We start from the raw sequence: 21,047 nt of genomic DNA, 5'->3' as shown, positions 1-21,047 counted from the left end.
TACGGGGCCGTTCTCGTCTCGAAACCGTGCAGGCTCCATCCCGGACTTATCCGCCGAGCGACGCCGAGACGCCCGCGCCGCCGGGCGGGGAGAGATGCCCGCGTTCGATCAGCGGGCGCCGGGCACGGCGCGGGTGGCGGAGCCGGTGAAACGGGAAGTGGCGAGCTCGTCACCGGGGCTGCCGGCGGCGAAGCGGGTGGTCACGCGCGGGCCCGCGCCGGTCACGAGAGCACCCGGCGCCGCGTCGAAGCGGGGGCGGGCGACGGCGACGCGCACCGGGGTCGCGGGGCCGGCCGGGCGGGCCTCGGCGGAGGCCGCCTCGAACAGGGCACGCAGCTGCGTGCGGGAATCCGCGTCCGCGGCGACGAGGGGCGCCCTGCGTCGGGACGCGGGGTCGATCGCCGTGCCCGCCAGGGTGCTCGCCATCCCGGTTACGGCGGCGGGCAGGGGGGTCGGGCCGAGGGTCGCGAACTGGGCCGGCCGGGCGGGGGGCAGCGGCATGGTCAGGGCGGCCATCACCGCGGCGAACTCCGCCGGGCGGCGCGGGGGCAGGGGCGCGGCAGGGGCGGCGGCGAGCGCATCGACGTTCGGCGTCTCGACGGCGATGCGGGCGGCGGCCTCCGCCGGCCGCTCGGCGGTCAGCAGCGCCCTGGCGTCGCGCTTCGTCGGGTCGGCGGGGGCGAAGGCGAGCGCCTGGGGCGCACCGATGCCGGCCTCGGGATCGGCGCTCGCCACGACCACCGCCGGCGCCTTGCGCCGCGGCGCGGGTGCGGCCTCGGCCGGGGGCGTCTCGCTGCGGCCGCCGAACAGGCCGGCGAAGAAGCCGCGGATGCTCGGGCCGTCCTCCTCCTCGGCGGAGGCGACCTGCGTCACGCCGGAGACGGTGCCGCCGCGGGAGAGCACCTCGGCGCGGGCCTCCTCGTAGCGGGCGAGCGGCCGGTTGTCGGTGGGCAGGTGGACGGTCTTTCCGTCGGGGAAGAGCCGGGCGAGCTGGTCGTGGGTCATGCGCGGCCAGGAGCGCACCGAGCCGACGTCGAGATGCACGAAGGGCGAGCCGGAGCGCGGATACCAGCCGACGCCGCCGCGCTGGAGCTTCATGCCCATGGCGCGGATCTGGTCGATCGACACGTCGGGCAGGTAGAAGTCCATGGCCTTGCCGAGCATGTGCTGGCTGAACTCGGCCACCGCCTTGGAGCGGCGGCGCAGCATCGCGTTGGTGCCGGGCGCCCGGTAGGCGGAGACGATGTGAATCGCCTCCGAGGATCCGACCTGCCGGTAGACCTCCCAGACCGTGTCGAACAGGCGCGGGTCCATCCGCGTCGACTCGTCCGTGCGCCAGTCGCGCAGGAGATGGTTGAGCTGATCGAGGCCGGCGCGGTCGTAGCGCCCGTCCCGCCGGAAGGTAATGGTCGCGCTCTCCTTGGAGTGCGTGTGGAAGATGGTCAGCGTGCGGGTGTCGCCGTTGGCCACCGCGTCCTGCGTGCCCCGCGCCGCGCCGAGCCAGGCGGTGAGGGCGAGACCGCCGAGGGCGAGGATCTTCAGCCCGGCGCGCAGGCGTCCGGCCGTCTCCGATCCCCTGCGCCGATCCGGTCCGTCCGCGAGAGCCGCAGTCACGATGGTCCACCCTCGTCCGGATCGCGCGGGAGGCGCGCGGGTCATGGTGAACGCAAGGTTGCCGAAAACCGTGAAGAGCCGGTTAGCGGGTCCTTCGCCGGACACCCATCGAGGCGGAATGGCTAAGGCGCAACCGTGGCCGAATTCAGCCCGCAAGTGCGCCCGCGCACGGGCGAACCGGCACGCGGGACACGATTTCCAGAGGCGTGACGGCTCGGTCGCGCGGGCGCGACTACCACCAGCCGAAGCTGCGGCGGGGTGATTCGGGCACCGGGGTCATCAGGCCCGGCTCGCCGTACTCCGGCGCGGCCCGCGTCGGACGCTGCGCGACCTTCTTCGGCGGAGCCGCGGGCTTCACGGCCGGTTTCATCGCAGGCATCGTCGAAACCACGCGGGCGGGCTCGGCGGGGGCGCGCACCATCGCCGGGGCGCCACCCGGCAGGCCCAGCGCCGTGCGCATGCGGGCGTCGTAGCCGTAGAGGTCGGGGAGCGTCCGATAGCGGCCGGCATCGTCCACATAGGCGGTGAAGTAGGCGAGATGCACCGGCAGCTTGGTGCCGAGCTGGACCGTGCGCTCGCCCTTGCCGATCAGCTTCTTCAGCCGCTCGCTGGTCCAGGCCGCGGGCAGCACGGAATCGGCGAAGCGGAACGGGTCGTCGACGCGCACGCAGCCGTGGCTGAGCGCCCGCTCGGAGCGGGCGAAGAGCGAGCGGTTCGGCGTGTCGTGCAGGTAGACCGCATGGTTGTTCGGGAACATGAACTTGATGAACCCGAGGGCGTTTCGCTCCCCCGGCGGCTGCCGCACCGAGATGGAGTTGCCCCGCCGCACGACCTCGTAGCCGCGCCGCGCCGCGTAGGACGGATCGCGGGCGAGCCCCGGCAGGAACTCGTTCTTGAGGATCGAGGGCGGCACGTGCCACGAGGGGTTCACGACCGCGTACTCCATCATCCCCGAGAAGATGGGCGTCGGCGATTCGGTCTTGCCGACGATCACCCGGGTCTCGTCCCGCAGGCGCCCATCGCGAAAGACCCGCAGGCGGTACTCGGGCACGTTGACCATCACGTAGTCGGGCCCGAGATCGGCGGGCAGCCAGCGCCAGCGCTCCATGTTGACGAGAAGCGACGCTTCCTCGCCGCCGCCGAGCCGGCCGGCGGGGCTCGCGAGCGCCACGACGGTCTGGGCGTTGAGCGCGCCGGTGGCCGCCAGGCCGCGCTCCCGCTGGAAGGCGGAGACGGCGGCGGCGGCGGCGGCATCGTAGGTCTCGGGATCGCCGGGCGCCGCGTCGAGGGTGCCGGCGGTGCGGGTCTCGAGACCGAAGCGGGCGCGCAGCTGCGGCACCCTCGGGTCGCGCATGCCGACCCGCAGGATCGGGCCGGGCGGCAGCTTCAGGGCCGGCGCCTCGGCGACGGCCGGGCCGCGCAGGCTCGCGAGCCGCGACTTGAGGGCGAGATAGCCCGCCTCGTGCGGGTTGTAGGCCTGGAGGAGGTCGCCCGCGTTCGTGCCCGCGGCGGCGATCCGGCCGACCACGGCGTCGGGCGACGGCAGATCGAGGACCGGCGTCACCAGCCGCGACAGGCTCGTGGGGTTGATGCGCCCGCCCCGCGCGTCGCGGGCGTAGAGCGCCACCGCCGCCGAGAGCCGCAGGTCGGCGTCGGCGATCTCGGCCTCGGTCGGCGCGCGGCCGGTCACCGCGAGCACGGGCACCGGGTAGGCGGCCGGGTCGAGACCGTCCTCTCCGGCGCGGGCGAGGCGGGCAGCGGCGGCGGTCGCGGCCGGGGTGAAGCGGCCGTCGACGATCCAGACCGGCTTGAAGGCGCCGAGCGCATAGACCGCCTGGAGCGACTCCCGGTCGCGGGCGCCGAAGCGCGGCAGCAGCGGCGCGCCGCTCGACAGACGGGCGGTGACCGCCGCCGACAACGGATCGGCAGGCACGGGGGGAGGGGCCTCGGCGGCCTTCTCCGGCGCGCTCGCGGCATTCGGCACCGGCGCGGGATCGGCCTGCGGGCTCACGGCGCCGGTCATCTCGGCCGGGCGCGGCTCCGGGGACGGGCCGGGCGCGACGGCGACCGGCGCGGCGTCGCTTCCGGGTGCGGGTTCTTCCGGAGCGGGCGCGGCCGGCTCGACGGCGGCGGAGCGCGTCACCGGCGCATCGGGAACCGTGGCGGCGGCTTCCTGCGCCCGCGCGAGGCTGGCGGCGCAGACCGACCCGGCAAGGAGCACGGCGAGGGCGGCTTTGGCGGAACGCGGGGCGCCCATGTCCTGTCTCCCGGAGAGGCGGCCACGGGCGGCCGACCGGATCCTGACAATATCGGTTCGAGCGGGGCCTTAGGCAATCGAGGTCCCGGCGACGGTGCGGATCGGCACCGGCCGGGGCCGCTCAGGCCGCGGCGTCGTCCGCCTTGTCCTCTCCTTCGAGGCCAAGGTCCTTGAGCTTGCGGTAGAGGGTCGAGCGGCCGATCCCGAGGCGGCGGGAGACCTCCGACATGCGCCCCCGGTAGAACTGGAGGGCAAAGCGGATCACCTCGGCTTCCAGCGTCTCCATGGTCTTCATCTCGCCGGTGTCCTCGACGAGCAGCGACATGGCGTGGGGGTCGCGGACCTCGACGCGGACGATCTCGCGCACGGGCTCGGGCACGTCCGCGGCCGGCGGCCGGCTCGGGGCCGGCGGGATGCGCACGTCGAAGCCCTCGACCTGGGCGGCGATCTGCGGGAACTCGGCCACGGTGAGCTCGTCCCCGTCGGCGAGCACCACGGCCCGGAACAGGGCGTTCTCGAGCTGTCGGACGTTGCCGGGCCAGCCGTAGCGGCTGATCAGCCCCATGGCCTCGCCGGTGATGCCGCGGACCCGCTTGCCCTCCTCCGCCGCGAAGCGCGCGCAGAAGGAGCGGGCGAGGTCCGGGATGTCCTCCCGGCGGGCCCGCAGGGGCGGCAGGGTCATCGGGAAGACGTTGAGGCGGTAGTAGAGGTCCTCGCGGAACTTGCCCTGCTTGACGAGATCGAGGAGCGAGCGGTTCGTCGCCGAGACGAGGCGGATATCGACCCGCACGGAGCGCTTGCCGCCGACGGGATCGACCTCGCCCTCCTGAAGGGCCCGCAGCAGCTTCACCTGCGCGTCGAGGGGCAGCTCGCCGATCTCGTCCAGGAAGAGCGTGCCGCCCGACGCCTCGACGAACTTGCCGACATGCCGCTCGGTGGCGCCGGTGAAGGCCCCCTTCTCGTGGCCGAACAGGGTCGACTCCACGAGGTTCTCGGGGATCGCGCCGCAGTTGACGGTGACGAACGGCTTGCCGCGGCGCTCGCCCGAGCCCTGGATGGCGCGGGCCAGCACCTCCTTGCCGACGCCGGACTCGCCCTCGATCAGCACGGGGATGTTCGATTTGGCGGCACGCTCGGCGAGCCGGATCACCCGCTCCATGTCCGGGCTGCGGGAGGCGAGGTCCTTGAAGGTCAGCGCGCCGCTGGCGCGCCGGCGCATCCGGCGGACCTCCTCTTCCAGCTGGTCGACGCGGAGCGCGTTCTTGATCGAGACCTGGAGGCGCTCGGCGCCGGCGGGCTTCACGACGAAGTCGACGGCGCCCGCGCGCATCGCGTTGACCACGGCGTCGATGGAGCCGTTCGAGGTCTGCACGATGACGGGCGTGTCGAGGCCGGCCTTGCGCATCTCGGCCATGACGCCGATCCCGTCGAGGCCGCCGGGCATGACGAGATCGAGCAGCACCACGTCGATGTCGCCGCCCGCCCGCAGGGTGGCGAGACCGTCCACGCCGTTCTCCGCGAGCCGCACCTCGAAGCCGAAGCGGCGCACCATCGCCTCGGTGAGGCGGCGCTGCACGGGATCGTCGTCGACGATGAGAACGGTGGTCGTCATGAACGGCGCCACTTCCGGATGTGCGGGCGCGAGCGGCGGGCACCGGGCGCGAGGCCGCGGCGCCGGCGCGGCCGGCCCTGTTTCGATTCGAGATGCAGGGTCGCCCAAGAGCGTAAAGCCTCGCTTAACGACGTTCGCGGGGCGGCGCGGGCCGGCATTGCGGGGATGCGGTCGCCATCGCGACGCGGACCGGTTGATCGGGGCCGGGGGCGCTCGATATCTCAGCCCGAACGCGGCGCTTCAGCCGGCCGCGCAAGGACACAAGCCCCGATGCCGATCCGTGCCGACGCGCCCCTCGACCTGCCGCAGCGCGCCTGGACGCCGGAGGGCGCCGCCGCAGCGCGGGCCGCGGCCCGCGCCGTCGACCTCGGGCCCCTGCCGGAATGGGACCTGCGCGACCTCTACGCAGGCCTCGACGATCCGGCCTTCGCCGACGACCTCGCCCGCGCCGAGGCCGAGTGCCTGGGCTTCCACGAGCGCTACGCCGGCCGCATCGGCGCGCTCGTCGAGGGGGAGGGCGCCTCGCGGGCGCTGGCCGAGGCGGTGGTCGCCTACGAGGGGATCGAGGAGCTTCTCGGCAAGCTGATGTCCTATGCCGGGCTCGTCTACTCGGGCGACACCACCGACGAGCGGCGGGCCAAGTTCTACGGCGACACCCGCGAGCGCCTCACCGCCGCCTCCGGCAACCTGCTGTTCTTCGCCCTGGAGCTGAACCGGGCGGACGACGCCACCATGGACCGGGCCATGGCCGCCGGCCCGCTCGCCCGCTACGCGCCCTGGATCGAGGACCTGCGCCGGGAGAAGCCCTTCCAGCTCGAGGACCGCATCGAGAAGCTCTTCCTCGACAAGTCCGTGACCTCGAACGCCGCCTGGGACCGGCTCTTCAACGAGACCATCGCGGCGCTGCGCTTCCCCGTCGACGGCGAGAGCCTGCCGCTGGAGCCGACCCTCAACAAGCTCCAGGACCCGGACGGGGCCGTCCGCCGGGAGGCGGCCGGCGCGCTCAGCGAGGTGTTCCGGGCGAACCTGCGGGTCTTCGCCCTCATCACCAACACGCTCGCCAAGGACAAGGAGATCTCCGACCGCTGGCGGGGCTTCAAGGACGTGGCCGACGCCCGCCACCTCGCCAACCGCGTCGAGCCGGAGGTGGTGGCCGCCCTCGTCGAGGCGGTGCGCGCCGCCTACCCGCGGCTCTCGCACCGCTACTACCGGCTCAAGGCGAAGTGGTTCGGCGTCGAGGCGCTGCCCTACTGGGACCGCAACGCGCCGCTCCCGAAGGTCGAGCAGCGGGTGATCCCCTGGACCGAGGCCCGCGACACGGTGCTCGACGCCTACGGCGCCTTCTCGCCGCGGATGGCGGGCATCGCCCGTGACTTCTTCGACCGCAACTGGATCGACGCGCCGACCCGGCCCGGCAAGGCGCCCGGCGCCTTCGCGCATCCGACCGTGCCCTCCGTGCACCCCTACGTGCTCGTGAACTACCAGGGGAAGCCGCGGGACGTGATGACGCTGGCCCACGAGCTCGGCCACGGCGTCCACCAGGTGCTCGCCGGCCCCAACGGCGCGCTGATGGCGCCGACGCCCCTGACGCTCGCCGAGACCGCAAGCGTGTTCGGCGAGATGCTGACGTTCCGCCGCCTTCTCGCAGCCACCACCGACACGACCCAGCGGCGCGCCATGCTCGCCGCCAAGGTCGAGGACATGATCAACACGGTGGTGCGGCAGATCGCCTTCTACTCCTTCGAGCGGAAGGTCCATCTCGCCCGCGCCAAGGGCGAGCTGACGGCGGAGGAGATCAACGCCCTCTGGATGTCGGTGCAGGCCGAGTCGCTGGGGCCGGCGATCACGTTGGATCCGGGCTACGAGCCCTTCTGGGCCTACATCCCGCACTTCATCCACTCGCCGTTCTACGTCTACGCCTACGCCTTCGGCGACTGCCTCGTGAACTCCCTCTACGGGGTCTACGCCAAGGCCGAGGAGGGCTTCGTGGAACGCTACTTCGCCCTGCTCTCGGCGGGCGGCTCGAAGCCCTACGGCGAGCTTCTGAAGCCCTTCGGCCTGGATGCCGGCGACCCGTCCTTCTGGCAGATCGGGCTCGGCATGATCGAGGGCATGATCGCCGAGCTGGAGGCGATGGAGGCGCAGGGTTGAGCCTCCATCACGCTTGAAGGACTCCGGCCGATGAGGCTACGCGCCCTCGGGAATCGGGGGCGGCGGATGGGTGCGGGGTTCGGAGGATGGGCGAGAGCGGCTTGGCTCGGCCTCGCTGCGGCGCTTGCGGTCGTGCCGGCCGGCGCGGGCGAGCGCGTCGATCCCCGGCTGCTGCCGGCGCGACCGGCCTATGCCCGCAACCCCGCCTGCGCGCCGGTGCGCATTCCGATGCCGCCGAGCACCCACGCTCTGCCGGGAAACGTCGGGCTCTCGCCGAAACCCGCCGAGATCCCGGTGGGGCAGGGCGACAGCGCCATCTGCTACGCCTACGCCACCGCCGACATGATCTCGCAGCGGGTCGGGGTCGCGGTCTCGCCGCTCGACGTCGCCACGCGCTTTTACTTCGCCGATCCCGGCCGCTTGGCGGATCACCCCGACCCGCGGGTACGGGCCCATCTCCGGGCGCATCCCTCCTACCGGGAGGACATCGCCTGGAGCCGCAACGCCGTCGACATCTCGATCGACGGTAACAGGCGGCGCGAACCCTATTTCGACAAGCTCGAGGGCGGCGAGGAGGACGCGGCGGCGCTCCTCTACAATCTCGACGGGCTCTGCACGGAGCGCGACCTTCCCTCGCACGAAGGATACGCGCATTTCACCAAGCCCTTCGCCAAGCTGCGCTTCTCCGCCTCCGTGCGGGCGCCGAACCAGTGCTTCCGCCGCACCGGCGCCACCGTCGAGCGGCTGCGCAGCCGGCGGGCCGACGCCTTCAACGACGCCTGGCTTCGGCTGACGGAGGCGCGCTGCCGGCGCCGCCCCCTGCCGGTGCCGCTGCTGCCGATCTCCTACCGGGTCGCCGCGAACCAGCTCGAGTTCATGGACATGCTGGAGGCGGGGACCCCGCCGACGCCGCGCCAGATCGAGCGGATGCTGGCCATGGTCGACTACGCCCTCGACAACGGCCGCGCGCCCACCGTCGGCTACTCCTGGTACATCCTCCAGGACCGCGACCCGAAGGACCCGGACCTCGCCGCGGATCATTCGAGCACCGTGATCGCGCGGCGGCGGCAGGGCGGCGCCTGCCGCTACCTCGTGCAGGACAATACCGGCGAGTACTGCTCGCGCATGAGGCCGGGGGTCCGCGAGCGCTGCGAGAACGGCCGCGTCTGGCTGAACGAGGGCGAGCTGCGCCGCACGCTCTACAGCGTCATCTACCTGCGCTGAGCCCCGCGGCGCCTCGGACATAACCGCGGCCTGCCGCCCCATGGCCCTGGCGGAGCGGGGCAGGGCGCTTATCTCGAAGGCTCCCCGAGCGACAGCCAGGCCCGATGTCCGAGACCGATCCGGAAGCCAACCGATTCTCCGCCCGCGCCGGGCGCTACGCCCGCGTCGGCGCCAATGTCGGCGGGGTCGCGGCGCGCATGGCCGGCGCCCGGCTGTTCGGCCGGGAGGGCACCACCAACGCCGCCGCCCTGGCGCAGGCGCTGGGCGGCCTCAAAGGTCCGATCATGAAGGTGGCGCAGCTGCTGGCCACCGTGCCCGACCTGCTGCCGCCGGAATACGCCGCCGAGCTGCAGAAGCTCCAGGCCGACGCGCCGCCCATGGGCGCGGCCTTCGTCAAGCGCCGCATGATGGCCGAGCTCGGGGCGGACTGGCAGTCCCGCTTCGAGAGCTTCGACCTGAAGCCCGCCGCCGCTGCCTCCCTCGGACAGGTCCACCGCGCCGTGTCGCGGGAGGGGGAGGCGCTCGCCTGCAAGCTCCAGTACCCAGATATGCAATCCGCCGTGGAGGCCGACCTCAAGCAGCTCGAAGTCGCCTTCGCCCTCCACCGCCGCATGAGCTCCTGGCTCGACACCCGCGAGATCGCGAAGGAAATCGGCGCCCGCGTCCGCGAGGAGCTGGATTACACCCGCGAGGCCCGGCACGCCGCCCTCTACGGAGACGTGCTGCGCGACGTCGAGGCCGTGCGCGTGCCCGCCGTGCACACGGACCTGTCGACCCGCCGGCTCCTCACCCTCGGCTGGCTCGAGGGCGAGCGCATCCTCGGCTTCGCCGACAGCCCGGTGGAGATCCGCAACCGCATCGCGCAGGCGATGTTCAAGGCCTGGTGGCACCCGTTCGGCCGCGCCGCGGTGATCCACGGCGATCCCCATCTCGGCAACTACACGGTCTTCACCGAGGGGGCCGAGCCTGGCGGCATCAACCTCCTCGACTACGGCTGCATCCGCATCTTCCATCCGCGCTTCGTCGGCGGCGTGGTCGATCTCTACCGGGGCTTGCTGGAAGGTGACGAAGCCCGCACCGTCCACGCCTACGAGGTCTGGGGCTTCCGAGACCTCAACCGCGACCTCATCGACATCCTCAACGTCTGGGCGCGCTTCATCTACGGGCCGCTCCTGGAGGACCGGGTCCGCACCGTCGCCGACGGCGTCAAGCCCGGCGATTACGGCCGCCGGCAGGCCTTCGAGGTGCATCAGGCGCTCAAGGAGAAGGGCCCGGTGACGGTGCCGCAGGAGTTCGTGTTCATGGACAGGGCCGCGGTCGGGCTCGGCGCCGTGTTCCTGCACCTGCGCTCCGAGCTGAACTACCACCGGCTGTTCGAGGCCGAGATCGAGCGCTTCTCCCTCGACGATCTCGCCACCCGTCAGAGCGCGGCGCTCGCGGCCGTCGGCCTGCCGCAGCCGGCCTGAACCCATCGCGCACGCTTGATCCGCGATCCGGGCCGCGTTGCCCACAGCAACGCTTGAAACCCTCTAGACAGTCCATCTGGTATACCAGATGGACTGTCGACAACGGCCCCGAATGGTCCAGCGCCGGCCGATTGCGGCAAAGGTACGGTTGCGCTAATTCGCGCGGGCTTGAAACACTGCGCGCAAGGGACGGAATCGACATGGCCGATACCAGGAGCATCTCCGAGCTTGGCTACAGCTCGGCCATGGATGCCGGCACTCACGAGCAGACCTACAAGGGCTTCGTCCGCTTCGTCGAGATCTCGACGGGCGTGGTGATCTGCTGGGTCCTCGCCCTCGCGGTCGGAGGCATCCACGAGGCTTGGCTCCTGGCCATCGCCGGCGTCATCGCCTCGAGCGCTGCCGGCGCGATCGCCGCCTTCGCCCCCGCGATCGGCTGGAAGGCCCCCGCCTTCGTCGCGCTTCTCCTCGCCCTCTACCTCTTCTTCGGTTGAGGCCGTCCGGCTCCGCTCCGGCGGAGCCGGTTAAAATCGCCACGCTTCCACCAGACCAACCAGACAGCTCGCCCCGCCCCACCGACGGATCTGGCGCATTCGTCGCCTGCGATCCCAAAGCACCTTCTGAATGCGCATCGCCGTGATGTCCGAAGAAGGTCGTTGACTCGATCGTCAAGAACCTCCGATCCCGCCTGCCGGGCGCGACGCCCGGCATCGGGGCGGGACGAAACGCAGGGCGGCCTCCGAAAGGGGCCTCCCTGTCGCTTTCCGGCGGCTGCCCGCGGGCCCCGCCGCCGCTATCATCGCCTCCGTGACCCGCTCCTCCCTCGACCTGCCGCCGGGCGCGACGCCGCGCCCGTTCCTCGGTGTTTCCCGCTCGCTCCTCGGCCGCGCCTGGCACGAGCGTTGCGCCGATCCGCGCGCCCAGGCCGAGGCCGCGATGATGGTCCAGGCTCACGCCCTGCCCGACATGCTCGCCCGCGTGCTCGCCGGGCGCGGGGTGCGGCCGGCGGAAGCCGCCGCCTATCTCGCCCCGCGCCTGCGCGACCTGATGCCGGACCCTGCCTGCCTCCTCGACATGGAGGCCGCCGCCGAAAGGCTGGCCCGCGCCGTCCGTGCGGGCGAGAGCGTCGCGGTGTTCGGCGACTACGACGTCGACGGGGCGGCGAGCGCGGCGCTGCTCGCCGGCTACCTGCGCCAGCTCGGCGTGCCGGTCCGCATCCACATCCCCGACCGCCTGACCGAGGGCTACGGCCCCAACAGCGAGGCGGTGGCGCGGCTCGCCGGGGAGGGGGCGAGCCTCCTCGTCACCGTCGATTGCGGAACCTCGGGTCACGAGCCGCTCGCGCAGGCCGCCGCCCTCGGGCTCGACACGATCGTGCTCGACCATCACGCGGCCACCGAGATCCTTCCCGAGACACGGGCGCTGGTGAACCCGAACCGCCTCGACGACCTCTCCGGCCTCGGCCATCTCTGCGCGGCGGGGATCGTGTTCCTCACCCTCGTCGCCCTCAACCGGGCGCTGCGCCGGAGCGGATCCTTCGACGCCCGGCCGGAGCCCGACCTCAAGGGCCGGCTCGACCTCGTGGCGCTCGCCACCGTCGCCGACGTGGTGCCCCTCGTCGGGCTGAACCGCGCCTTCGTCGTGCAGGGGCTGAGCGTGATGCGTACCAGGGCCCGGCGCGGGCTCGCGGCGCTGCTCGATGCCGCCTCCCTCGACGAGGCGCCCCAGTCCTGGCACCTCGGCTACGTGGTCGGGCCGCGCATCAACGCCGGCGGCCGCATCGGCGAGGCGGGCCTCGGCGCCCGGCTGCTCCTCACCGACGATCCGGCGGAGGCCGCCCGGATCGCTGCCGAGCTCGACCGCCTCAACCGGGAGCGGCAGGCGATCGAGGCCCGGGCCGTCGCCGAGGCCGAGGCGCAGATGGATTTCGCCCTCGACAAGGACCCGGACCGGCCGGTCCTCGTCGCGGCCTCCGCGGAGTGGCACCCCGGCGTCGTCGGGCTGGTGGCCGCGCGGCTCAAGGAGCGCTTCGGCCGGCCGGCGCTGGCGGTGGCGCTCCGCCCGGACGGCTCCGGCACCGCCTCCGGCCGCTCCGTGGCGGGGGTCGATCTCGGCGCGGCCGTGCGCGGTGCGGTCGCGGCGGGGCTCGCCAGCAAGGGCGGTGGGCACGCCATGGCCGCCGGCCTCAGCCTCGCGCCGGAGATCCTCGCCCGCGACGGCCTCGCGCGCCTCGACACCCATCTGCGCGAGGCTCTCGGGGCATCCATCGCCGAGGCGCGGGCGTCCGAGGCGCTGCTCGTGGACGCCTCCCTGAGCGCGGGCGGCGCCACCGCCGAGCTGGTGCGCCTCGTGGAGCGGGCCGGGCCCTTCGGACAGGGCGCGCCGGAGCCGGTCTTCGCCCTCGCCCGGCACCGGATCATCGATGCCGGCCTCGTCGGCGAGAGCCACGTGCGCGCCCGCTTCCGCAGCCGCGACGGGCAGATCCTCGGCGGCATCGTCTTCCGGGCGGCGCAGACGCCCCTCGGGCAGGCGCTGCTCGCCGGCATCGGCCGGGAGATGCACGTCGCCGGGTCGCTGGCCTGCGACCGCTGGAAAGGCACCGAGCGGGCGCAGCTTCGCATCCGCGACCTCGCGGAGAGCGAGCCGGAGCAGGACTGAGCCGCGGAAGCCCGATCGTCGGTCCTGACAGAGAACCGGTCACCCCTTCTCCTGGACCGACGCCAAGCCGGCGCGAGAGCCGTTGACACCCGCCTCCCCCCTCACCATAAGGGCGGCCACGCGGCCCGGCGGGCCGTCGTTTGGGGGAATGTCCCGAGCGGCAAAGGGGGCGGACTGTAAATCCGCTGCGTAAGCTTCGTAGGTTCGAGTCCTACTTCCCCCACCAAGCGACCCACGCCCGCAGATGCTTTTCGGGAATGCCTTCACAAGGCATCCGGCCCCGTGCTATCCGGCGCGCCGCGCGGGTGTAGCTCAATGGTAGAGCAGCAGCCTTCCAAGCTGAATACCCGGGTTCGATTCCCGGTACCCGCTCCACTCCTCTCATCGCCGTTTCCTGAAGCCTGGACAGTCGCTTAGGCACTGTCCCTGCACAGCTTCGGCTTGGGCCCGACCCCCCCCCCGATACAACATCGATACAACGCGCAGCCCAGGCTTCTGCGCGCTCACGATTCGTGGGGATAGCGCGTCGGACGCCGGCGCCATCGCCCCTTGCGGCGCGCCGATTCGAGGTCGATCCTGGCTTCCGGCAGGTGCGGGCGCAGGCGAGAGCCGAGGCCCCTAGCGAACGCCGAAAGGCTTGCCGGGACCGCCTACGCCCACGGGCTAGGGCACCCGGCATAAGACACAGGCCACCCAGACCGCCGGACCCCGGGCGTGGGAGAGCCGGCGCCATCGGGCCTACGGGCACGGTCCCCCTTCAGGGGTCAGGGTATCCCCCGAGAGCTTCGCCCCGAGGCCGATCCCGGCCGGACGGCCCCCGAAAGGGGCGCTCTCGTTTCAGGGGTTCGCCGCGGCCAGTTCCGCCTCCATCTCCCGGAAGCGCGCCAGGGCCCGCGCGGCCTCGGCCTCGTCGACCGGAGGGCACGGCGGCTCCGGGTATGCGGCCGCCCGTAGCTCCATGAGGACGATCTCGCACCAGTGGTCGAGGAGGTCCTCGCGCAGGCTCGGGTAGGCCTGGACGAGGCGCACCAAAGTGGCGTTCCGGTCGGCCTCGCCCTCGGCGAGGTGGAGCTCGAAGATGATGTCGCTGCGGTTGGCTTCGGTCATGGCATGTCTCCTTGTCCCTGCAATCGAAGCGAAGCCCCGGGACCGGAAACGGCAATCGGCATTCAGGACAGGATGTCGCAGGAAGCGATTGCCGAAGCCTGACCGCGACAACGTCAGCCGGGTCATCCGCCCAGACGAGGCTGCCGCCCGACGCCAGCGCATCGTAGGATTGACCGAACGCCCAGGGTTTGCATCCATCCCTATCGTGCGGATTGCGTCGGCTCGCCTCGCACGGGCACGCAAGGGGGATATGATGGGACGTCTGATGCTGGTGGCGTTGGTGGCCACGGTCGCCGCTACGGAGGCGAGGGCCGAGCCAGACTACGTCGCGCAGGCGTCGCAGCTATCCTGCTCCGCCCTCACCAGAAGAACGGTCGATTCACGAGCTTGGCGTCAGGGGGGAACGCCGGACGGCTCTCCCGACGCTCCGTTCGGCGTTCCAGTCTATGCGTGGACGAAGGATGTCTGGAGAGCGTTCCAAAACCGTGCCGTCGAATGCAACAAGGACAAGCAGGCCATCGAGGGAAGCGTGATCACCGCCCTCATCTCGTCTTCGTATAGGGAAAACGGTGCTCTCGCAGAGCAGGCGGCGGAAGGACGTGACGGGCTGCGATCCTGGAAGCTTTCAATCCTTAATGGAGCGAGAAACGCCATTGACGCAGGTGGCACGACCGAGGAGCTATCGGCGAAGCTCGACGGGCTGCGCCGGCTAGCGGCTGCTCCTCCGTCAACGGCATCCGCCAAGCGCGGCGGTGTCCGAGGCACCAATGCCGGGGGCACACCCATTGCGCAGGCGGACATCGACGAGGTCAACGCGGCGCTACTCAAGCTGGAGGACAAGATCCGCTCGTCCCGCCTTGCCGAGGCCGAGGCATGGGAGAAGGGCAAGTCCGACCGAGATGCGAAGGCTGAGGCGGATAGGGCTGACGCAGCCCGACGCGCGGCGGATGACGCACGCATCCAACGGTTCATGAGGGAGAAGGCCGAGGCGGAGGCCACACAGCGCGCCGAGGTCGAGGCTAAGCTTCGTCGTGAAGAGCGTGACAAAGCCGAGGCCAAGAGGGCTGAGGACGAACGCCTCAAGGTCGAGCGCGAAGCGCGACTTGCTGCCGAGAAGGCCGAGGAAACCAAGCTGGCGAACGAGCGGATGGCCAAGGCATGCCCGTCCTTGCAGGCCAAGAACGCCTACTACGACGGCCGGATGAAGCGGTCGATGGAGCTTGGAGAGAAGCTCAAGAACGCTCCCGAAATCTCCCTCAACGGCCCAGGCCCTGCGTGCCCCTTCCTGAACGACCAGATTTCGATCTACCGTGAAATGCATGATGATCTCTATGCCTGCCTTGGCTCTGGGGAGCCCCAAGTGAAGCAGGCGGTCGAGAACATGACGGGAATGGTCATGCTGTTTACTCAACAGAAACAGGGCATCGGTTGCCCGTAACCCTGATTGAGGGGAGCAAGGTCTATGGCCACGACACCTAAGCCGTTGACGGACGACCAGATCGAGGCACTGAAGCGCGCCCTGGCCACCGCCAGGGTCCACCACAAGAACCAGGCGCCGATCATCGACAGCCATACCGACGACCCGACGATCCTCGATCCCCTCCATGCCGAACGCGCCAAAGAGCAGCGGGGCTGGGAGGAGCTTCAGGAGATGCTGGACGATGCTGAAGGTGTCGTCATCCACCCTCGGGAGTAATCCTAGACGTGGGACTCCCGCCTCTCGGCATCCGCGTTCTGCCGCAGCCGGATGCGCCGGGCGGCGTCCATGCAGCCGTTGTCGTGCATGCACGCGTCCCGGGGCGAGCACGGCTCCGTCAGGTGCCAGCCCCGCGGGCGGCCGTCGCCCCAGCCCGACGGCGGCCCGTAGGACGCCCCGACGCATGCGGACACCGCTGCGTCGAAGGCAGCGGATATCGCCGCTTCCCTCCGGGCGTGCTCGCGGTCGAGATCTTCGGTCGCCCGGTTGAGTTCCTCCCAGGCGAGCTCCAACGCCTCGTCGGCCTCCTTACGGAGGGTCCGCTCTCGGTCGAGCGCAGCGGCGGCTTCCTCAATCATGGGCTTGCACGACTTCACGCCCACGTAGCGGCTGCCCCGGTCGCCGAGGCAATCGTCGTTCGCGGAGACCTGCAGGCGCAGGTCGAACCGGTCGCGCAGGGTCTGCCCGTCCATGGTCAGATGCGCTCCATCATGAGGAGGCGCTCGATGGCGCGGTCCCTGCCTTGCTGGAACTCGGCCTCCCCGTCGTCCGGGTACCGCCTGAGGGCATCGTTCCAGCCGGCCCGGTACAGGGCCTTGAGACCGTCGCCGCGCACGAAGCCCGCGTCACGGAGGACCTGCAGGGCCTTGTCGATGGGGTGCACGTCGGCGGCGAGAACCTGCCCAACATCCAATGCCGCCTCGAAGGCGTCGAAGTCCGACATCGCCCGCAGCGCGGCGATGCGCTCCACCTCGGCCTCGGCCCGGCGTCGATGCCGGAGCTCCAGGACCGCCCCGTCGAGCCGCCCGGCATCCTCGTCCCCGAGCCCGGCGACGGCGCGCGCGAGCTCGTCCAGTTCGGTGTCCGTCAGCATGTCCCGGTCCCTTCCCATCAGGGAGGGTACGGGGATCCCCGGATTCGTACAGGGACGCGCCCGGGCGGTTAACGAGGTCTCCGAAAGCCGCGCCGGGACGTCCTACGGGGGAGACGTTCGATCCCGCCCTCGCTCAGGGGGCGTCCCCTGCAGGAGACGTTTCCGGACCGGGACTGGTTAACGCCGGGGTCCGCGGGCGGCCGGCGATTGACGCGTATATCAGTCACCGATTTTCGGCGGCAGAGCGGCCCAAAAATCGGTGACTCGTATATAACGCAATCGGGCTGGGCATTTAAGCGACCCCGTTAACCGCGTCCGCTCAAATGCCTGGCCTCGCCCTGCGGGCCATACCGATGTCGGTATGCGGGCTCTCCTATACCGACATGGGTATAGGAACGGACACGCCAGGCCGGTGGCGCGCCGCCGGGGCCGTGCTATCCGGAGGGACATGGAGATCGTGCTCGACTACATGCCGGCCGACCTGTGGCCGTGCCCCGCCGGATGGACCGTCGTCGGGCGCGTCGGCCACCAGGCGCTCGCCTACGACCCGGAGCGTCAGCCGTTCCTCCTCGGGGACGGCGGTCCTGAGCCGCTCGACCCCGCCGAGGTCAACGCGGCCCTCGTCGACGCCGTCGCGGCCGCGGCCATGAAGGTCTGGCCGGGGGGATGGACGAACGCGCTGCCGCTGGCCTTCGGCCTGAACCGGCGCACGACCCAGCCGGACAAGATCGCCAAGAAGGGGCTGAACCCGGTCGTGCTGCGGTCCCTGGCCTTCGCGGCGAACGAATACGATGCGCCCGGCATGGGCGCCCTGCTGTCGGCCCTGGCCCTCTACGCCGACCGCTACGCGGAGGGCGGCGACAATCCCTTCGAGACCCTGGGCAACACGAAGCGCGCCGTCGCCAACGCGTTCGACCTGCTCCTCGACGTCCGGAAGGGAAAAACGTTCAAGCGCAACGCAGACGAAGGATCGGACTCATAATCCTTTAACGGATGGGCTGCTAAGAGGGGGGCTCCTCAGCCTAGGTGACGATCCTGTCGCGCCAAGGCCAACACGGTGTCTTCCGATGAAGCAGCCCCCCTCGAAGGGTGCGGCGCCGCTTGAGCACGTCCTGGCCGGGCAGGCCGGACTGCACCGCGGCCGCATCCCCAGCGACCTCTCAGCCCGCATCCTCGCCATCGCGCCCTCGACGGCGCGCCGCAACCGCGCGGCCGTCCTGCGCGAATGCGGCGGCGACGCGTTTATCGCCGCCCTTTGCCTGTCCCTGCACGCGTCCGGCCTGGACACGCTTGCCTCGCCTGCCGGGACCGGCGACGAGGCCATGTTGGAGCCCCTGTCCCTCGCCTGGGGCTCGCTCCGGCGCACCGAGGCCACGTGGCGTACGATGGGGCTCTGGACGCCGGAGATCCCCGGCGTGAACGCCCCGGCGCGCGCCGTCCTGCATGACGCCCTGACGCTGTATCTGCACATGCTCGGCTACGCCGCGGCGACGCCGGTCCTCGTCGACACGCTGTGGGCCTACGCCCGGAGCGGGAGCGAGCACGCCCCCGCCTTCGTCCTGCGCGCGTCCGGAACGGCGCTGCTCGACGAGGGGGGCGACGACGCGTTGCCGGAGATCGTCCCCTTCTACGACCCGACTGACCCGCTGGGCATCGCCGAGGTCCACGCCAAGACGTTCCTGAGGTCGACGAACGCGGCGGCCCTGCCGGCGCGCCCGACGCACGCCGAGGAGATGGACGACGACCGTGCGGGCGTGAACCGAGAGGAGGCTCCGGACGCGGCCGACGAGGCACTCTCCCCCGTCGAACTCGCCGTCCTCCGCCAGCTCGCCCGCACGCTCGACGCGGTCCCGGGGCTGCGGCAGGCGCTCGCGGAACGGGACGTCGTCGTCACAGTCGACGTCCCGGAGGCCTTGTCGATCCTCGCCCTGGACGGCAGGTCGAGCATCGCGCTCGGCCTGCCGCTTGGACTGCGGAAGCACCTCGTCAAGGACGCGCCCAAGGGGAGCGACCGGGACCGGCGGGCGTGCGAGTTCCTGGCCCTGCTTAGGCATCCAGGCGCGATCCTGTGCCTTTCGCCTGACGCGGCGTCCCATCTGCCGGCTGCGGCGCTGCTGGCGGCGGAGCACCGCCTGACGCTGGCCCCCATCGACACGTCCGACGTCGCCGCCGCGATCCGCTCGACGACGGGCGCCGCCTGCTCCCCCCAGGACCGGCGCGCGCTCGACGGGCTGCGCATCTCCGCGGAGCACCTGGCGGTGTCCATCCGGCCCGGGCGGGCGCCGGCGGACTGCGTCGCGCATCTCGTCCGCCTGGCGGCCCCGCCGGCGCCGACGGGCCGCGGGCGGGACATCACGCTGGACGAGCTCCACGGCTGCCGCGAGGTCGTGGCGTACGGCCGCGAGGTCATCCGCGACCTCCAGGCGTGGAGGGACGGTGCGCCCTGGTCTTCGGTCGCAAGCGGCGCGCTTCTGTCCGGGCCACCCGGGACGGGCAAGACCCTGGGCGCCCAGGCCATCGCCGCCAGCGCGGGGATTCCCCTCCTGGCCGCGTCGCTGGCGCAGTGGCAGTCCGAGGACCAGGCGCATCTCGGGACGACGCTGCGGGCGATGAGGCGCTTCTTCGCCGAGGCCAAGGCGCTGGCGGCCGGGAAGCGCGGATGCCTGGTCCTTGTCGACGAGTGCGACGTTTTCGTCGACCGTCGTACCGTCAGGCACGCGCACGCCGACTACGTCCTGGAGATCATCAACGCGTTCCTCGAATGCCTGGACGGCGTGGGCGGCCGGGAAGGCGTCATCGTCGTCGGGACGACCAACGACGCCAACCGCATCGACCCGGCCATCCGTCGCCCGGGACGGCTTGGGCGCCACATCGAGATCGGGCTGCCGGACGCCGGGGAGCGCGTCGAGATGCTGCGCGTGCGCCTCGGCGACGACCTGCCCGGCGCCGACCTGATGCCGGTCGCGTACCGGACCGAGCGCTACACCGGGGCCATGATCGAGGCCCTCGTCGAGGACGCCCGCCGCCGGGCAAGGCATGCCGGGCGCCCGCTGGCCCTCGACGACCTGCTCGCGGTGGCGGGCACGGGCGACGAGGCGACCCCGGCCGCCGTCCTCGACCGGATCGCCGTCCACGAGGCCGGTCACGCCCTGCTGGCTTACCTGGAGGAGCCCGGACGGGAGATGGTCCTGGCCCTGCAGACGCGCGGCGAAGAGCGCGGATGGATGGCGGCCAAGGACCCGCACCAGGGCATCTGGACGCGCGCCGCCGTCGAGGAGCACGTCCGGATCATGCTGGGCGGGCGGGCGGCCGAGGAGACGCTCCTCGACAGCGCGAGCTCCGGGGCGCGCCAGGACCTCCTGACGGCGACCCGCATGGCCGTCGGCCTGATCGGCGAGTGGGGGATGGGCGGCCGCGGCCTCGTCGCGGTCGAGCAGGAGCCGTCGATGGCGCTGGCGACGGACCCCCTCCTGCGGCGGGACGTGCAGGAGCTCCTCGACCGGCTCTACGGCGAGACCCTGGCCACGGTCCGCCGGCACGCCGGCGCGGTCCGCCGCGTCGCCGACGCCCTGGTCGAGCGGCGCAGGCTCGACGGCGACGAGGTGGCCCGGCTCGTCGCCGAGCCCGCCGCGGCCCTGGTCCGCTAGGGGGGCCATCGTCGTGACGCTCCTCCAGCCTCCCAGCGACGCGGGCCAGCTCCGCGTCAGCAGCCTGCTACTCGTCTCGGCGCTCTCCCGCGCCGGCGAAGACGCCCTCCTCGCCGACGGCGTCCGCGTCGTCGCCGACATGATGGCCCGCGTGGCCTCCGGCGAGCTCGACGCAAAGGCGGCCGCCGCCGACGCGGGCCGCCTCGCCCGCTCCCTGCTGCGGACCGGATCGCGCCGCGACCCGGCCTGCCACTGACCCCCCGTCCCACCCGAAGGAGAGACCACGATGTCAGAACCAGCCAGCACCGACGTCCACCCGTCTAACCGGGCCGATGCCCGCGAGGTCCTGCGGGCGGTCTTCGCCGCCCACTCCGGCGTCGTGCTCCGCATCGAGGCCGCCGCGGAGGCCGGCGAGATCTGCGAGCTCCTGGCAGACGCCTACTGCCAACGTGCGGATCGCGCGGCCCAGCGGGCCATCCGCGGGCAGATGTCGCCAGAGGAAGCCTCGCTAGTCATCGCGCGGGCCGAGTTCGAGGCGTTCGCCACGGCCCCGCTGCAGGCCGAGGACCGCAGCATCGATCCTGTCGTGCGCTGGTTCGACGTCGTCCGGAAGCCTCGGTCCGAGCCCGTGGACGCGCCCGGAGGCTCCGATGCCGCCTGACGCCATAGCCACCCCGGCCGCGCGAATACCGCGGCCCACCCCGCGGGCGCCCATCGGCGCCCGAGCCGGCCAGACCGGCA

Annotated in this window: 17 protein-coding genes and 2 tRNA genes; 13 read left to right on the top strand and 6 right to left on the bottom strand. The window is 72.0% G+C overall.

Translation table 11 applies throughout. The features are described 5' to 3' along the window. Positions 1-108 precede the first annotated feature (108 nt). The 3 genes from MFF04_RS05095 to MFF04_RS05085 all read right to left on the bottom strand — a co-directional run bounded on the left by MFF04_RS05095 (position 109) and on the right by MFF04_RS05085 (position 5,483). Complete coding sequence (locus MFF04_RS05095; protein WP_441338604.1) at positions 109-1,659, bottom strand: peptidoglycan L,D-endopeptidase MepK; 1,551 nt, start codon at positions 1,657-1,659, stop codon at positions 109-111. A gap of 187 nt (positions 1,660-1,846) precedes the next feature. Then, a complete protein-coding gene (locus MFF04_RS05090) occupies positions 1,847-3,871 on the bottom strand; it encodes a L,D-transpeptidase family protein (protein WP_238274363.1) in 2,025 nt (674 codons plus the stop codon). Between the two features lie 121 nt (positions 3,872-3,992). Further along, on the bottom strand, positions 3,993-5,483 hold the full coding sequence (locus MFF04_RS05085) for a sigma-54-dependent transcriptional regulator (RefSeq protein WP_238274362.1): 1,491 nt from the start codon (positions 5,481-5,483) through the stop codon (positions 3,993-3,995). Positions 5,484-5,753: 270 nt separating this feature from the next. Between MFF04_RS05085 and MFF04_RS05080 the strand changes: the two genes are divergently transcribed. The 7 genes from MFF04_RS05080 (at position 5,754) to MFF04_RS05050 (ending at position 13,357) form a co-directional block, all read left to right on the top strand. After that, positions 5,754-7,634 carry a M3 family oligoendopeptidase gene (locus MFF04_RS05080; RefSeq protein WP_238274361.1) on the top strand — a complete coding sequence of 627 codons (1,881 nt, stop codon included), beginning with the start codon at positions 5,754-5,756 and terminating at the stop codon, positions 7,632-7,634. Between the two features lie 66 nt (positions 7,635-7,700). Then, positions 7,701-8,858 carry a hypothetical protein gene (locus MFF04_RS05075; RefSeq protein WP_238274360.1) on the top strand — a complete coding sequence of 386 codons (1,158 nt, stop codon included), beginning with the start codon at positions 7,701-7,703 and terminating at the stop codon, positions 8,856-8,858. Between the two features lie 104 nt (positions 8,859-8,962). Then, positions 8,963-10,324 carry an ABC1 kinase family protein gene (locus tag MFF04_RS05070; RefSeq protein WP_238274359.1) on the top strand — a complete coding sequence of 454 codons (1,362 nt, stop codon included), beginning with the start codon at positions 8,963-8,965 and terminating at the stop codon, positions 10,322-10,324. Positions 10,325-10,524: 200 nt separating this feature from the next. Then, on the top strand, positions 10,525-10,818 hold the full coding sequence (locus tag MFF04_RS05065; RefSeq protein WP_238274358.1) for an aa3-type cytochrome c oxidase subunit IV: 294 nt from the start codon (positions 10,525-10,527) through the stop codon (positions 10,816-10,818). Between the two features lie 301 nt (positions 10,819-11,119). After that, the gene (recJ, locus tag MFF04_RS05060; RefSeq protein ID WP_373319958.1) at positions 11,120-12,982 is read left to right on the top strand and encodes a single-stranded-DNA-specific exonuclease RecJ; all 1,863 of its coding nucleotides are present in this window, start codon (positions 11,120-11,122) and stop codon (positions 12,980-12,982) included. Positions 12,983-13,124: 142 nt separating this feature from the next. Then, positions 13,125-13,208 (top strand) — tRNA-Tyr (locus tag MFF04_RS05055). A gap of 75 nt (positions 13,209-13,283) precedes the next feature. Then, a tRNA-Gly gene (locus tag MFF04_RS05050) sits at positions 13,284-13,357 on the top strand. A 462-nt stretch (positions 13,358-13,819) separates the two neighbouring features. Here MFF04_RS05050 and MFF04_RS05045 read toward each other — a convergent pair. Beyond that, complete coding sequence (locus MFF04_RS05045; protein ID WP_238231244.1) at positions 13,820-14,089, bottom strand: hypothetical protein; 270 nt, start codon at positions 14,087-14,089, stop codon at positions 13,820-13,822. An 88-nt stretch (positions 14,090-14,177) separates the two neighbouring features. Here MFF04_RS05045 and MFF04_RS05040 point away from each other — a divergent pair, with 88 nt between their 5' ends. Together MFF04_RS05040 and MFF04_RS05035 are read left to right on the top strand one after the other, a co-directional pair. Then, positions 14,178-15,527, top strand: a complete 1,350-nt coding sequence (locus MFF04_RS05040) for a hypothetical protein (protein WP_238231242.1) — start codon at positions 14,178-14,180, stop codon at positions 15,525-15,527. 24 nt (positions 15,528-15,551) lie between these two features. After that, positions 15,552-15,785, top strand: a complete 234-nt coding sequence (locus tag MFF04_RS05035) for a primosomal replication protein (RefSeq protein ID WP_238231241.1) — start codon at positions 15,552-15,554, stop codon at positions 15,783-15,785. Between the two features lie 2 nt (positions 15,786-15,787). Here MFF04_RS05035 and MFF04_RS05030 read toward each other — a convergent pair whose 3' ends face one another. Together MFF04_RS05030 and MFF04_RS05025 are read right to left on the bottom strand one after the other, a co-directional pair. After that, on the bottom strand, positions 15,788-16,258 hold the full coding sequence (locus tag MFF04_RS05030) for a hypothetical protein (protein ID WP_238274357.1): 471 nt from the start codon (positions 16,256-16,258) through the stop codon (positions 15,788-15,790). 2 nt (positions 16,259-16,260) lie between these two features. Then, positions 16,261-16,659 (bottom strand): hypothetical protein, encoded by a 399-nt coding sequence (locus MFF04_RS05025; protein ID WP_238231237.1) that lies wholly within the window; start codon positions 16,657-16,659, stop codon positions 16,261-16,263. Positions 16,660-17,107: 448 nt separating this feature from the next. Between MFF04_RS05025 and MFF04_RS05020 the strand changes: the two genes are divergently transcribed. The 4 genes from MFF04_RS05020 to MFF04_RS05005 all read left to right on the top strand — a co-directional run bounded on the left by MFF04_RS05020 (position 17,108) and on the right by MFF04_RS05005 (position 20,967). Next, complete coding sequence (locus tag MFF04_RS05020) at positions 17,108-17,641, top strand: hypothetical protein (protein ID WP_238231236.1); 534 nt, start codon at positions 17,108-17,110, stop codon at positions 17,639-17,641. A gap of 85 nt (positions 17,642-17,726) precedes the next feature. Continuing rightward, positions 17,727-20,306: an AAA family ATPase gene (locus MFF04_RS05015; RefSeq protein WP_238231234.1), complete on the top strand. Its 2,580-nt coding sequence runs from the start codon at positions 17,727-17,729 to the stop codon at positions 20,304-20,306. A 13-nt stretch (positions 20,307-20,319) separates the two neighbouring features. Next, complete coding sequence (locus MFF04_RS05010) at positions 20,320-20,562, top strand: hypothetical protein (protein ID WP_238231232.1); 243 nt, start codon at positions 20,320-20,322, stop codon at positions 20,560-20,562. A 30-nt stretch (positions 20,563-20,592) separates the two neighbouring features. Further along, positions 20,593-20,967 (top strand): hypothetical protein, encoded by a 375-nt coding sequence (locus MFF04_RS05005; RefSeq protein ID WP_238231230.1) that lies wholly within the window; start codon positions 20,593-20,595, stop codon positions 20,965-20,967. The last annotated feature ends 80 nt before the right edge of the window (positions 20,968-21,047 follow it).

The organism is Methylobacterium jeotgali (genome assembly GCF_022179345.1).
In the GTDB taxonomy this organism is placed as follows: domain Bacteria; phylum Pseudomonadota; class Alphaproteobacteria; order Rhizobiales; family Beijerinckiaceae; genus Methylobacterium; species Methylobacterium jeotgali.
Note: the sequence above shows the minus strand (reverse complement) of the source record. Positions and strands in the feature narration are given on the sequence as shown.